At 57.1% G+C, this 13016-nt stretch carries 13 protein-coding genes, 1 tRNA gene and 1 rRNA gene; 4 read left to right on the top strand and 11 right to left on the bottom strand.

Going from position 1 to position 13016, the window contains the following annotated elements; genetic code table 11:
- Nucleotides 1-306: ISAs1 family transposase (locus tag T424_RS21485; RefSeq protein ID WP_027489174.1), on the top strand; the 306-nt coding region annotated here is incomplete at its 5' end.
- 148 nt (nucleotides 307-454) lie between these two features.
- Here the strand turns inward: T424_RS21485 and T424_RS0118245 are convergent.
- Entirely contained in the window at nucleotides 455-1129 is a 675-nt protein-coding gene (locus T424_RS0118245) for a FadR/GntR family transcriptional regulator (RefSeq protein WP_027488998.1), read from the bottom strand.
- 137 nt (nucleotides 1130-1266) lie between these two features.
- On the opposite strand from T424_RS0118245, the gene T424_RS0118250 reads away from it, so the two are divergent.
- Genes T424_RS0118250 through T424_RS0118260 form a run of 3 tightly spaced genes read left to right on the top strand, consistent with a single transcriptional unit; the run spans nucleotide 1267 to nucleotide 4801 of the window.
- Nucleotides 1267-2280, top strand: a complete 1014-nt coding sequence (locus T424_RS0118250) for an ornithine cyclodeaminase family protein (protein WP_027488999.1) — start codon at nucleotides 1267-1269, stop codon at nucleotides 2278-2280.
- Nucleotides 2277-3770, top strand: coding sequence for an NAD-dependent succinate-semialdehyde dehydrogenase (locus T424_RS0118255; RefSeq protein ID WP_051559226.1), 1494 nt, complete (start codon nucleotides 2277-2279; stop codon nucleotides 3768-3770). The genes T424_RS0118250 and T424_RS0118255 overlap by 4 nt, the downstream gene beginning before the upstream one ends.
- 11 nt (nucleotides 3771-3781) lie before the next feature.
- Nucleotides 3782-4801: a dihydrodipicolinate synthase family protein gene (locus T424_RS0118260; protein WP_027489001.1), complete on the top strand. Its 1020-nt coding sequence runs from the start codon at nucleotides 3782-3784 to the stop codon at nucleotides 4799-4801.
- A 223-nt stretch (nucleotides 4802-5024) separates the two neighbouring features.
- On the opposite strand, the gene T424_RS21490 is transcribed toward T424_RS0118260, so the two are convergent.
- From T424_RS21490 to rrf, 10 genes are all read right to left on the bottom strand, one after another.
- Entirely contained in the window at nucleotides 5025-6284 is a 1260-nt protein-coding gene (locus T424_RS21490) for an MFS transporter (RefSeq protein ID WP_051559229.1), read from the bottom strand.
- Nucleotides 6285-6614: 330 nt separating this feature from the next.
- Nucleotides 6615-7400, bottom strand: coding sequence for an alpha/beta fold hydrolase (locus T424_RS0118270; RefSeq protein ID WP_027489002.1), 786 nt, complete (start codon nucleotides 7398-7400; stop codon nucleotides 6615-6617).
- A 4-nt stretch (nucleotides 7401-7404) separates the two neighbouring features.
- Nucleotides 7405-8529: an FAD-dependent monooxygenase gene (locus T424_RS0118275; RefSeq protein ID WP_027489003.1), complete on the bottom strand. Its 1125-nt coding sequence runs from the start codon at nucleotides 8527-8529 to the stop codon at nucleotides 7405-7407.
- Nucleotides 8522-9376: a DODA-type extradiol aromatic ring-opening family dioxygenase gene (locus tag T424_RS0118280; RefSeq protein WP_027489004.1), complete on the bottom strand. Its 855-nt coding sequence runs from the start codon at nucleotides 9374-9376 to the stop codon at nucleotides 8522-8524. The genes T424_RS0118275 and T424_RS0118280 overlap by 8 nt, the downstream gene beginning before the upstream one ends.
- Nucleotides 9364-9675 (bottom strand): subunit of meta cleavage enzyme, encoded by a 312-nt coding sequence (locus tag T424_RS0118285; RefSeq protein ID WP_027489005.1) that lies wholly within the window; start codon nucleotides 9673-9675, stop codon nucleotides 9364-9366. The genes T424_RS0118280 and T424_RS0118285 overlap by 13 nt, the downstream gene beginning before the upstream one ends.
- Before the next feature lie 16 nt (nucleotides 9676-9691).
- Nucleotides 9692-10825 carry an alpha/beta hydrolase family protein gene (locus T424_RS0118290; protein ID WP_169737306.1) on the bottom strand — a complete coding sequence of 378 codons (1134 nt, stop codon included), beginning with the start codon at nucleotides 10823-10825 and terminating at the stop codon, nucleotides 9692-9694.
- 31 nt (nucleotides 10826-10856) lie between these two features.
- On the bottom strand, nucleotides 10857-11816 hold the full coding sequence (locus T424_RS0118295; protein WP_245269630.1) for a BKACE family enzyme: 960 nt from the start codon (nucleotides 11814-11816) through the stop codon (nucleotides 10857-10859).
- 62 nt (nucleotides 11817-11878) lie between these two features.
- A complete protein-coding gene (locus T424_RS0118300) occupies nucleotides 11879-12514 on the bottom strand; it encodes a TetR/AcrR family transcriptional regulator (RefSeq protein ID WP_084268582.1) in 636 nt (211 codons plus the stop codon).
- 240 nt (nucleotides 12515-12754) lie between these two features.
- Nucleotides 12755-12831 (bottom strand) — tRNA-Met (locus tag T424_RS0118305).
- Nucleotides 12832-12885: 54 nt separating this feature from the next.
- Nucleotides 12886-13000: ribosomal RNA gene (gene rrf, locus T424_RS0118310) — 5S ribosomal RNA — on the bottom strand.
- Nucleotides 13001-13016: the final 16 nt, after the last annotated feature.

The raw sequence follows: 13016 nt of genomic DNA on the forward strand, positions 1-13016 counted from the left end.
GGGCGCAAGACCCACCATCTCAGACATTTCCTGCTCTCCAGGGAAATCAGTGCCGAGGCTTTCCTGCGGGTAGTCAGGGCGCACTGGACGATCGAAAACCAGTTACACTGGGTACTCGACGTAGCCTTCTGTGAAGATGCGGCCCGTAATCGCAAAGACAACGGCCCGCAAAACCTCTCTATCTTGCGAAAACTCGCACTCAACATCATCCGCCAGCACCCAGACAAAGCATCCATCCGACGAAAAATCAAAAAAGCGGGATGGGACGATCAGTTCCTCATCTCAATGATCGCTCATATGCAATAGCCCTGCCCTTGAGGGGGAGATGTCCGGCAGGACAGAGGGGGGTAAACCACACGCAAAACCGTAGCGTCGTGTACAGTGATCAAACGTACGAAGGACGCTGTAACACTTTAAATCTGCTGCATAATTTTCACCTTAAATCGATTCCGATTTAAGGAATTATGCAGTAGCGCAATCCGAACAATTTCGCCCGCACCTGATCGAGATGCTCGCGCATTTCCTGTTCGGCGGCGTTTGGATCGCCGGATTTGATTGCGTTGACAATGGCTGCGTGTTGCCGGTTTGTCTCGACCGGTGCGCTGTCGTTTCCGAAAACCGCATTCAGGCGCTGGTCCAGCCCCGTTCCGCCCTGATTGCGCAGTGTGTCGTAAAGCAGAAGCAGCAAGCTATTGTGGGTTGCCTCGGCAATGAGGCGATGCAGTCTTTCATCCAGCCGCTTCCATTGCACATAGGAAGACGTGCTGGACATCTCCGCGACACAGCGTTCCAGTCCCGCGACATCGGCCGGGCGTGCTGAGATGGCAGCATTGGCGGCCAGTTGCGGCTCCAGCAACCTTCTCGCATCCATGATATCGGCAAGGCTTATACCCTCGAACCAGTCCGGAGACTTCGGATCAAGGATGCGCGGGCCAACAAATGTGCCCTTGCCGACATGACGCCAGATCACGCCCTCTTCCTCCAGCCGCTTCAGAAGCGTTCTCAGCCGGCCCCGCGACACATCGATGAGTTCCGCCAGACGTGGCTCAGGCGGCAACTTTGGATCCCCACGCTGCAAAGTGGTGTCGATGAAGGCACGCAGGCGCAGATCATCGTGCTCTTGTGTCACAACCGTCTCCCCGGAATTTCTTTTTCTCATAACGGCATTGCTTGGCAGGATCAATCACAATCAATATTCACATTGACACGTTTCAATTTATCAAATTAACTCCGGCTCAGCAGTGACACGGAGGAGTGCGAGCGAAGATGAGCGGTGAACAGGCGCCTTTGAGCAGCCCAACGATTTTCCTGGGCGGAGACGATCTCGCCAAAAGTTTTTCCTGGCCTCATGCCATTGATGCACTGAGGCAGGCCTATGGGGCTGACTTTACCGAGGGAATGTTTCCGCCAAGAGCCGTGGCTCGGGGAGATGGTTTCTGGCTGCGCACCTTGACGGGCATCGCGCCGGTGGGCGCCATCATGGGCGCCAAAATCATTGCCGCCAATATTCGCAACAAACGGGCGAGCTACCTCATTCCCCTTTTCGATCAGGAAAGTGTCGAACTCGTATCTCTGCTCGATGGCAACGCCATTACCGGCTATCGCACGGCAGCCACCACGGCCCTTGCCCTGGATGCGCTGGCCCGCAAAGGTCGGGTTTCGGTCGGCATCCTGGGCACGGGATTTGAGGCGCGCAACCATCTCAGGGCCCTTGCGGCAGTGCGCTCGATCTCAGCCGTGCATGTCTTCAGCCCCAATCCCGACAGTCGCGCCAAATTTCGCGAGGCGCTGACGCCGCTGGGGCTGGATATTGCCGGTGTTTCGAGCGCACGCGAGGTGCTGGACACCCGGCCTGACATTCTGATCTGTGCCGCCCGGTCGCGAAACGAACAAGCCTTGTTCGACGGTGCATGGCTTTCGCCGGGAATAACCGTTGCATCCATCGGTTCGACGCTGCCTGAGCAGCGCGAGGTGGACCCAGTCACCATTGCACGCGCCGATCTCATTGTTGCAGATATGGCTGAAGAGGTTGCCCATGACACCGGCGACATGCGCGCGGCAACCCAGGCTGGAGTAGATTTCCAGCGAAAACTGGTTCCTCTTGCCGATCTGATCTCCGGTCGCCATTCCGGGCGCAAAACGTCAGATGAAATCATTCTCTTCAAATCCGTCGGCTCGGCGCTTCAGGATCTTGCCGTGGCCGCCATGTGCTTTTCCCGCGCCCGCGCGCTTGGCCTTGGCACGCTCCTTCCCAAAACCATCCACCCGGTGCTGAAATGACAGCTACTTCCTTTCCGCATCCCTCAGCCATGCTTTCCGATCCTGCTCTGTTCAAAACCGGCGCTTATGTCGCTGGCGGCTGGATAGGTCGTGGCGAAGGCGGTTCCTATGAACTCTTCAATCCATCCACCGGCAGCAAGCTTGCCGAAATCCCCAAGCTAAGTCGCGCCGAGGTTGCCCATACTATTTCCAGGGCGCATGAAGCCTATGGTCGCTGGCGGCAGGAACCGGCCAAAAACCGGGCAATTCTGCTGCGTCGCTGGTTCGAACTGATTACGGCCAATGCCGATGACCTGGCGCGCCTGATCGTGCTTGAGGAAGGCAAGCCATTTGCAGAGGCAAAAGGTGAAGTCGCCTATGCCGCCTCTTTCGTCGAGTGGTTCTCGGAGGAGGCCAAGCGCGTGCGAGGCGACATCATGGCCGCGCCGGAAAAGGGCCGGCGTATTGTCGTCCTGAAAGAACCGGTCGGAGTTTGCGCGGCCATTACGCCGTGGAATTTCCCGGCGGCCATGATCACCCGAAAGGCGGCTCCGGCCCTGGCGGCCGGCTGCACGATCGTGGTCAAACCGGCTGAACAGACGCCGCTCACGGCTCTGGCGCTGGCCGAGCTTGCTGAACGGGCCGGGATCCCGGCCGGTGTGTTTAACGTGGTCATGGGGAAATCAAGCGAGATTGGCCCTGAACTTACGGGCAATGCGCTGGTGAGAAAGATCACCTTTACCGGCTCAACCGAGGTTGGCCGGCTTCTGCTTCAGCAAGCGGCAGGCACGATCAAGAACGCATCGATGGAGCTTGGTGGCAACGCGCCGTTGATCGTTTTCGATGATGCCGATCTCGACCAGGCCGTCGAGGGACTGATTTCCACCAAATATCGCAACACCGGGCAGGCCTGCATCAGCGCAAACCGCGCCTATGTTCAGTCTGCGATCTACGATCGTTTCATCGACGCCCTTGCCAGACGGGTTTCTGCGTTGAACGTGGGCGATGGCTTCGAAGCCGGCGTTCAACAGGGGCCATTGATCGATCGGGCCGCAATGGCAAAGGTTGAAGACCATATTTCGGATGCCGTTTCCAAAGGTGCGCGTATTGTCACCGGCGGTAAACGCCACCTGCGCGGAGGCCTGTTTTTCGAACCCACTGTTCTGGCAGATGTTATCGCCTCCATGCGGGTCACACGGGAAGAAACCTTCGGACCGGTTGCCCCCGTAGTTCGCTTCGAGAGTGAAGCGGAGGTGATCGCCATGGCCAACGATACGGAGTTTGGCCTTGCCGCCTATCTGTTTTCGCAAAATGCCGAGCGCATCTGGCGCGTCGCAGCCGCCATCGAAGCGGGCATGATCGGCATCAACACAGGACTGATCTCAAATGAAGTTGCACCGTTCGGAGGCGTCAAGCAATCGGGCATCGGTCGTGAAGGCTCGATCTACGGGATCGAGGAGTTTCTGGAAATGAAATATCTCGCCTGGCAAGGCGCAGGTGAAACGCTCTGAAAGGGAATGCAATGGCGTCATACAAAAAACATGAAGCCCGTGAATGGGCACGCGAAAAGCTGGTGGGCGTAATAAACTGCACACTGCCTTCCTTTTCAAACGATCTCACCCGGCTGAACGAAAAGGCAATACGCCACGATACGCGCCTGGCGATTGAGCACGGCTTCATCGGCACTCTCGGCGTCTGCGAAGTTTCGATTACGCTCGATGAATATATAGACTTCCTGGCGATGATAAAAGACGAAGCCCGCGACCGGCTGGTTCTGACCCATCACGCCAGTTGGAACACGCTTGCTCAGAATATTGAAGCCGTCCAACGCGCCGAGGCGGCGGGTGCAGAATTCGTTCTTCTTTCCTATCCTCCGGCGTTCTATCCGGAAAGCGAGGAGGATATTTACCAGTATACCAAGGCATTATGCGATTCCACCAATCTCGCGGTCATGCTTTTTCCCATGTTCTTGTGGGGATTTTCGCCACGCATTCATCCATCCGACATCCCGGTTTCGCTTATCCGGCGCCTGATTGACGATTGCCCGAACGTCGCGGCCATCAAGGCGGAAGGCGGATTTCCCTCCATTCAGAGCGTGATTGAATGTAACCGCCTGTTCGGCAAGGAAGTGGTCATTTCCATGCCGATCGAAGGGGAGTTGATTCCCTTGTCGCAAATCATGCCAATCCAGCTTTCGGCCACCAGCGATCACGAATATTGGGGTCCGTTGATCCCGGAGGTTTTCAACCTGCTGCAAGACGGCGAATTCGACAAGGCCAGCGAGATCTTCTGGCGTATGCACCCTGCCCGCAAGGCCAAGGGACTTGTCGCCCAGCAGATGCATGGCGGCCACTTCATCAACCGTTATGTCTGGAAATTCCAAGGCTGGCTACAGGGCTATAACGGTGGACCATTGCGGATGCCCACCCAGCGTATCCACGACCCTCAAATGATCACCCTCCGCAAAGGGCTGATCGACGCTGGCCTTAACCCTTCCATGGAGCCCTTCCGGGATTTCTTTATCGGCCGTCATCCGATGTGATCTAAAGCGCATCCTGTGAACCAATGTTCACAGGATGTTACTGCATAATTCCTTAAATCGGAATCGATTTAAGGTGAAAATTATGCAGCAGATTTAAAGTGTTACAGCGCCGTGCGTTTGATAAAACGCACGGCGCTGTAAGCACTTGTTTTACCGCATTTCCGGACGGAAAACCGTGACTACACGTCTCCTGGGACATTGCTCTAATCGACAGTTGGTACCGTCAAGCGTGTGTGGCCGCTTTCTCCTTTAATACCAGGAAAAGAAGTCCACTTGCCACCAAAGCCGCAGCGTAGATCATGAGGCCGGGTGCGTAGCTTTGGAAATTCGCACGGCTGAGCGGAAGCAGCGTTGCCCCCAAGGCTGCTCCGAGCTGAAACACCGCAAAGATCAGACCATAGGCGCGACCGAAGACAGCGAGGCCAAAATTCCGCTTGATGATGTAGCTCAAAACATCGAATTCCGCACCGTAGACCATGCCGATGAGGATGGCTGAGACAAAGACAAGCGCGCCGGCCGGACCCGTAGCGTAAATAAGGCAAGCCGCCGCTCCACCCACGCAAACCGCGCTCATCAGACGTTTCGCAGACACATAATCGAGCAGGACGCCGGTGAGGAACCGTCCGAGCAGCACGGCAATACCGAAGGTTGCCTGAACCAGAGCGGCGTGCTGCGGCGTCAGCCCACCATCGATCAAGAGAGAGATCTGGTTCGTCACCAGTCCCGTATTGACAAAGCCGAGCAGAAAGAATGCGAAGGCGAGCACCATGAATTCACGTTTCATGACCAGCGCCTTGAAGTCTCCCGAAGCGCTGGAAGCCGCTGCGGTCGCCTGTCCTGCTTCACGCGCTTTCGGCGCCTCATGCAGCAAGAACGCATTGAACGGCAACACGATGAGGGCCACGATTACGCCAAGACTGACATAGGCCCATTGAACGGAGCCATTCAGGATAATGAAGGTGATCAGAGGCGGCAGCAGAGCCGCCCCGAGGCCGATACCGCCATTGGCAATACCGATTGCCAATCCCAGCCGCCGGTCATACCAGGTGCTGACCACCCTGAGATAGGAAACGGGCCAGAGGCCGATCGCAAGCAATGGCAACAGCGCATACATGACATAGAATGCGGTGATATTTCCGGATAGAAAATACATTCCCGCAAGGCCCAAGGCAAAGGCGACGCTGGAGAGAAGCACCGTTGGCCGGGCACCGAACCGATCGATGAGGTATCCCTGAACCGGCGAGATCACCATGATCATCAGGGAAACAATGGTCGCGGCGAAGAGAATGGAAGGCTTCGACCAGCCGAAGGTTCGTGACAAAGGCTCGACAAAAGCGCCAAATGCGAAAAGCAGAATCGTGCTTGGTCCAAAAATCAGGCCGACCGTCGCACCTGTCGTTGCTCCCACGGCCCGACGGCTGGCGCCTTCAGAGAGAAATGCGCCGCCACGTCCTGGCGCGGCTGCAATCGTATCGTTGGTCATATTGTCTCCTCCCGATGACAAATGATGGACTGGCATATCGGCCGGCCAGCCTGCGGCCTTTTCGCTTCAAGCGGTCAGGACAATCCGCCCCGATCAGGAGATATAATCATGTCCGTTACCGCGCCCTGTGTTTCATCGAACACAGCAATGACGCGGTAAATCGCTAAATTCGCTGCATGATTTCACACTTACAGCGCCGTGCGTTTTATCAAACGCACAAAGGACGCTGTAACACTTTAAAGCTGCTGCATAATTTTCACCTTAAATCGATTCCAATTTAAGGAATTATGCAGTAATCGGTTCCGATCCCCGGATTATGCAGCATGGCTTTCACGAGGCCTCAGCCCTCTCGACCGACTGGGCGAGAATCTGGTTTACCGCCGCTGCCTGCTCAAAAAGCGGAATATGGGCCGCATCCGGAATAGTGGTGAAGCGAGACCCGGCAATGGCGTCCGCCAGGGCCTTGCTTGCAGCAGGCGGCGTTGCCTCATCCAACTCTCCCACGGCAATCGTGACAGGCATGACGAGACTGGCGGCGCAACCACGGCAGTCGGCGATTGCCAGAGCATCGCAACCGGCGGCATAGCCTTCCGAAGACATGCGGGCGAGCATCGTGGCCAGCCCTCGGCCATGGGGTGTTTCCACGGCGTCAGGCGTGATCCACCGGGCCAATACGCCGCTGGCTATCGAAGCCAGCCCATCGGCTCGGATCTTTGCCGCCCGGCCTTGCCACATTTGCGGGGCGAGGCTTTCGATACTGCTATCGAAAATGGTCAGTGTCCACACCTGCTCCGGCATGGTCGCGGCAACGCATTGCGCCACCATGCCACCGATCGAGATACCCGCCAGATGGAATTGCTCCACGCCCAGTTCGCGCAGCAGCGCAACTATATCTTCTGCAAGCGCCTCGACCGTGACCGGACTGCGCGAAACATCACTCAGCCCGTGGCCTCGAAAATCCGGGCAAATAACGTAATGCGATGCGCTGAAGGCGCGCGCCTGCTCCTGCCAGACATCGTGGGACGTGCCGAGCGAATGAAGCAGCACCAGCGCCGGAGCCTGCTTGCTGCCGTGCAGCGCTACATGGAGATTATGATCGTTCACGCTTACGAACATCGACCTAGAACTCCTCGTTCAGCGCTGCGAGCGCTTTTTCCACAACCGCGGTCTGCGCTTGCGGGGCAGCGCGTTCACGTTCCAGGCGGCTGATTTCCAGCGAGGAATCCACCACCAGCTTGCAGCGCGCATACCGGCGCTGCATGAAGCTTTGAAGTGCCGTAGGCACATGCGCCTGTCGGGATATTTCCTCGCCCAGGACCAGCCCGTCCTCAATACCCATGCCGGCGCCGGATGCCAGCTGCGGGGTAGTGGCGTGTGCTGCATCACCAATCAGCACTGCGTTCGAGCGCACCCAGGTTTCTCCGGCCAGAACCGTTTCCAGCGGACGGCAGATGATGTTTGAAGCGCCATCCAGACTGTCGGCAATCTCGCGAAGAATGCCGCCATAGCCCTGCAAAAGCTCACGCAGCACGACGTGCTGATCCACCTCGTTGCGCCACAACGGCTCGGGATGAGCCTCCAGATAGAACATGTACATCTGGTCCTGCGCCACCGGATTGAGGCCGACCTTGGCAGGCCCCCCGAGAAAGAATGTGCGGCGCATGATGGAGGGATGCCGCTCCATCATCAGTCGCCAACACATTTGCCCGGCATAGCGCGGCACGGGTGGGCTTTCAAACATCTGGCGGCGGGTGCGAGAATAGATGCCATCGGCACCCACCACCAGATCGTAAGTCGAAGAGGCTCCATTGCTGAACCGCACAGTGGCAAGATCGCCATGCCATTCGATCGCATCCACCGTGACCCCCAGCATCACCGTGGGGTCCAATGCCAGCAGACGCTCGGACATGATGCGGTGAAGCACCGGCCGCAAAATGCCTCCAGCCGTCGGAATGTCGCCAAGCGCATCATTGCGCGTGTCGATATTGAATAGCGGCACCCCGTCCGCCGAGCAGATGTCGATGCCATCTGCCGCATAGCCATGTTCAAGCACAGCATTGAGAATGCCCAGCCTGCCCATGGCTCTGAGCGTTGGGCCAGTAATGGTTATACCTGCCCCATAGACCCGCCATTGCGGGTCCTGATCGCACAGATCCACTCGCAGCCCTGCCTCGCGAAGGGCGATGCCCGCAGACATGCCGGCAATTCCGCCGCCAATGATGAGAGCTTTGCGTATCTCAGCCATGGTTGCCCGTCGCCGCTACGGCTTCGCTCGCGCCAAAATGGCCAATACCGATGCCAGTGTACCAGTCGTTGACCGCGCGATAATAGGTGCGGCGGAACGGCAGACCGCCAGCCGCGCCCATGGCAGCCATCCACATGCGGATTTCTTCCGCGCCATTGCCAGCCGTGTGGACTTGCTCCGTGGCATATTTTATCACCGCATCCGGATCACCGGCTTCGAGAAGCAGAAGCAGATTTTCATCGAATTCGCGGTTGACCATCCCCATGCGCGGCGTTGCAATATCGTGGCTGATGCCGCCAGTCGCGAGAATAGCCACACGCTCCACGCCGTCGTAGCGGCGGATCGCATCGCCCAGGAATTTGCCGAACTGGTAGCAGCGGCGCATCGTCGGCATGGGCGGCTGCACACAATTGAACAGAACGGGCACGATCGGCAGGTCCGGATCAAGCCCCGCAAGCTCAAGTGGCGTCAGCGACCCATGATCCAGCACCATTTCCATCGAGAAGCTCGGATCGAAATCCGCCTGCAACGCTTCCTGTAGCAAATAGGCGCCGAAGGCCTGGTTCCCGGCAAACACCCGGCGCTTGGCTTTCAACCAATGCTCGATGGGGCTCTCATAGCTCTCGCCCACACCGATGCACAAGGCCGGGAAATTATCGAGAAAGAAGTTGTGCAAATGGTCGTTGGACAAGACCACAAGCGCATCCGGCTTGCCGGATTCGAAATCGCGACCCATGGCTTCATACGCCCCGAAGATTTCGTTGCGCAGGTCCGTTGGAATACGATCCGGGAAGTTCAGCATGACGGGCGTATGGCTTGCCGTGTAAATGCCGGTCAGTTCAGCCATTTGTCGTCTCCTTCTTTCATAAGACTGCGCAGGGCGGCAAGCGATACATCCTCAGGAATTCGGACGCCTATGCAGTGAGCGCGCAACAGGTAAGGGTTGACCCCGGCTTCATAGAGTCCGGCGACATCGTTGCCGGTGATCATCGACACCATTGCCGGTGTCAGCTTGAAGCGCGACAGATAGGCTTGCGCATCCGCGTTATATGCAGCCAGATCATCGGGCTTGTGGTGGAGTTCGTAGAGGACCTTATCGATCAGATAGGCCTCCGTCGTCGGCATCATCAGCCGCCAGTTGCTCATGGCATTCACCCTCCCGTTATGTCAGATAATTGCCGACCCATGACACGATGGTCGGTACTGTATGCGGGCCAAAGCCCATATGCCCACCCGGAAACAGGCGAACGCTCTTCGGGCTGCCGTGCTCCAGAAGCAGGTGGATGTCTGCAATCGGGCACTGCTTGTCGTCCTTGCCGTTCACCAGCAACAGCGGCGCGCAGGGTTGCGAGAGAAGCCCCTGATCCAGCAGGGAAAGAGCCCGAAAGCCTTCGATATATTCGGCATCATTTTGTGCGCCCAACATGCGGCTGCGGGTTTCGACCAGTTCCATCAGGTAGCTGTCCGGATAGCGGGACGCCTCCACCCAGTCCGGCTGAAACATGAAATGCACGCCGCCACCCCAATTGACCGCACACCGCAGTTTTTCCGGCATAAGATGCGCTAGTTTGGTGGCCCAATGCCCGCCGAAAGACCTTCCGATCAGCGCAATCCGGCTTCCATCCAGATCGGCCGCCTGTGTGACCCAATCAATCACGGGCTCGAACTGAATCTCGCCATCGCGCCGCGCCTTGATCGGCGACTGACCGGTGCCGACATTATCCATGGCGATGGTGGCAATGCCGCGTGAAACGAGCTGGGTGGAAAGCTCGGTCATCTCCTCCTTCCACGCATCCACCCCACCCCACATGATCACAACGGGTGGCTTTTCGACGCCGACCGGCTTGCGGAGATAGAAGTGAATCTCGCTCGATAACGCAGCCGGTCCATCAAAAGGCAAGCTCACTGGCAGGATTGGCGGTTCGGCCAATGCGCCGAACCTGCCATATGCTTCCAGCTCCAGGCGATAGCTTTCTTCCTTGTCAGGATGGTTCGGACAGGGGAAGCGCCCCAGGAAATAGAAGCCGTAGGCCTGATAATAGGCATCTCTTGCTGCGTTTTTATCGCCAGCGGAAAGCAAGGCCTCTGCCTTGTCCATGAAAGTATTGCCGGTGGCGATCCATGCCTTTGCCCAACGCGCGCCATCCAGACCTTCCAGCGCGTCAATGGTTTGCAGTGTCGCCTGCGGATCCGTCAGGCCCAGCGGATGAATGCGCTTCGCAAGACGATCCCGCATCCAGGCCTTCGCATCATCCAGCGATCTAGGTCCGGTCAATTCGCCATTCGGTCCCGACATCAGCATTCTCCATCCTTATATTTCTTCGCAGTCACCAGATTTTTTCCATCGCCGCACGCTGCATATCCGCAGTTTCAATCTGGCGGCCAAGCAGTTCCAGGCTTTCACGTACAGGAAGGATCAATGCGGCATTGTTTGCCGCCAAACGCCCATCCGGCAGAAGGAGGCTGTTTTCAAAGCCGACCCTGATATTGCCACCCAAAAGCGCGGCACTTACCGCGCAGGCGGACGCATCCGGTCCAAAAGCACACATGCTCCAATGGGAGAAGGCATGGGACGGGTTGAGGAATTCCTGAAGGTCTGCCGGTGTGGAATGCTGGTCTTTCGTATATCGCCCCAGCACGAAGAGCACCGGAATATCCTGGGCGGGAACTACTCCCCGCCGCAACATCTCTTCGAGCCGCTCAAGATCGACCCTGTCGTAGAGAATGATTTGCGGCAAGATGCGCTCGCGCCGCATCCATTCCAGCAATTGTGCGAATGCAGGCTCATGGGAGGCATCCGGAACGATCTCACGGAGCGCCATTGAGCACGCTTCAGGACGTAGCGTCCGCACAAGCGCTATCTGCTGAGAAGGCGTGAAAAGGCCCAGCGCCTCCGTTGTTACCTGGATGATCAGCTTTTCCGAAACGCTCGCCCGGATCGCGGCAGTGGCGGCACGGTAACGCTCGACATCCAGGCAATGCCGACCGGACTCATCGCGCACATGGATGTGAATGAGACTTGCCCCGGCCGCCAGACATTCAGCCGCACACTCAGCAAGCTCGGCAGGCGCGACGGGAAGCCCTGGGTGATCGGTTTTCAGCAAGCGTCCGCCATTAGGCGCAACAGCAATTGCTACGCCTCGGCCGCCCGATGCGGGCGCCTTCAAGATAGTCATGTAAATCCTCCGAAGGGGCACTCTCCCTGTGCCCCGCTGCCGCAACATCGTTGTTGGCGGCCTTGAAAAACTTGCGCGCCTCACTTTATTGAGCGTGCTCATTTTTTGCATGACAAATAGCGTTTGTCAATTTGATCGCGCTCATTTTTACGACGAAAAACCGGAAATATTCACTATGGCAAGATCAACGCCTGCGACTTAGGCGTAAGGCCACGCAAAACAACCTCAATCTGCCGCCGAAGCCGGTCCATACCCTCTTCAATGTCCAGTCTGTCTGACGACAACCAGATGCGCAGATCCACCTGATAAATCGAAAAGACAACCTGCGCGATCAGTTCGGGCTCTTCACTTGAGGCAATCATCCCCTTTTCAAGGCCGCAACGAATGAGATCAATCAACAAATGGCGCAGTTTATGACGGGTCTGATTGAACCGTTCGGCCTGCATCCCGGACTGATAAAAGTACATTTCCCGCAGCGCAGCCCGCGACAAAACCGGATTTTCCGCGAAATATTGGTAGTGACGACGCAAAACCACCATCAGATTCGCCAGAAGGGAGCTCTCATTGCGCACCGTCGAACGCGAATCAGTGATGCAAAGCTCGAGACCATCGTTCACAATCAGGAAGAGGAGATCTCGTTTGGTTTCGGCATAGACGAACACCGTACCCATTCCGACCCCAGCCCGCGCGGCGATCTCCCGCGTCGTTGTGTCGTCAAATCCCTTGCTTAAAAACAAATCGAAGGCAGCGTTCTTAATTCGGAGAAGTTTGTCTTCTTTATTTTTCTCACGCAAACTTTCTCGCTTCATAAATGCCTCTAAACCCGTGCATAGCCGAATACCAATCTTATCAGAACTGCTTTCGACGTTAAGACATACTTGGCTGGAATTGTCCGGAAGGTTAGCCTAAAAACCAATGCGCAACCTACACCGGCGGCAAAACGAAAGGAGCATTGCGCATTTGTTAAGACGGCTTGCCGCCTGTCGGAAGACCTATGAGGTTGTGATTACGCAAAAAGCCCCGCAGGGTGGACCTACGGGGCTGTGATTTGGTTGCGGGGGCAGGATTTGAACCTGCGGCCTTCAGGTTATGAGCCTGACGAGCTACCGGGCTGCTCCACCCCGCGATATTATTGGAAGTGGTTTTTGTTTTGAGAAGATTTTTACTTTGCCATTAGCAGACCTGGCAGCGACCTACTCTCCCGCGTCTTGAGACGAAGTACCATTGGCGCTGGGGCGTTTCACGGCCGTGTTCGGAATGGGAACGGGTGCGGCCGCCCCGCCATGACCACCAGGTCGGCTAAGGGCAAAG

The organism is Allorhizobium undicola ORS 992 = ATCC 700741 (assembly GCF_000621665.1).
Lineage (GTDB): Bacteria > Pseudomonadota > Alphaproteobacteria > Rhizobiales > Rhizobiaceae > Allorhizobium > Allorhizobium undicola.

Bases quoted from the DNA above. Each gene is read 5' to 3' on its own strand.
- T424_RS0118250 (WP_027488999.1), top strand. From the start codon at position 1,267: ATGAGCGGTGAACAGGCGCCTTTGAGCAGCCCAACGATTTTCCTGGGC.
- T424_RS0118255 (WP_051559226.1), top strand. From the start codon at position 2,277: ATGACAGCTACTTCCTTTCCGCATCCCTCAGCCATGCTTTCCGATCCT.
- T424_RS0118260 (WP_027489001.1), top strand. From the start codon at position 3,782: ATGGCGTCATACAAAAAACATGAAGCCCGTGAATGGGCACGCGAAAAG.
- T424_RS21490 (WP_051559229.1), bottom strand. From the start codon at position 6,284: ATGACCAACGATACGATTGCAGCCGCGCCAGGACGTGGCGGCGCATTT.
- T424_RS0118270 (WP_027489002.1), bottom strand. From the start codon at position 7,400: ATGTTCGTAAGCGTGAACGATCATAATCTCCATGTAGCGCTGCACGGC.
- T424_RS0118275 (WP_027489003.1), bottom strand. From the start codon at position 8,529: ATGGCTGAGATACGCAAAGCTCTCATCATTGGCGGCGGAATTGCCGGC.
- T424_RS0118280 (WP_027489004.1), bottom strand. From the start codon at position 9,376: ATGGCTGAACTGACCGGCATTTACACGGCAAGCCATACGCCCGTCATG.
- T424_RS0118285 (WP_027489005.1), bottom strand. From the start codon at position 9,675: ATGAGCAACTGGCGGCTGATGATGCCGACGACGGAGGCCTATCTGATC.
- T424_RS0118290 (WP_169737306.1), bottom strand. From the start codon at position 10,825: ATGTCGGGACCGAATGGCGAATTGACCGGACCTAGATCGCTGGATGAT.
- T424_RS0118295 (WP_245269630.1), bottom strand. From the start codon at position 11,816: ATGCAAAAAATGAGCACGCTCAATAAAGTGAGGCGCGCAAGTTTTTCA.
- T424_RS0118300 (WP_084268582.1), bottom strand. From the start codon at position 12,514: ATGAAGCGAGAAAGTTTGCGTGAGAAAAATAAAGAAGACAAACTTCTC.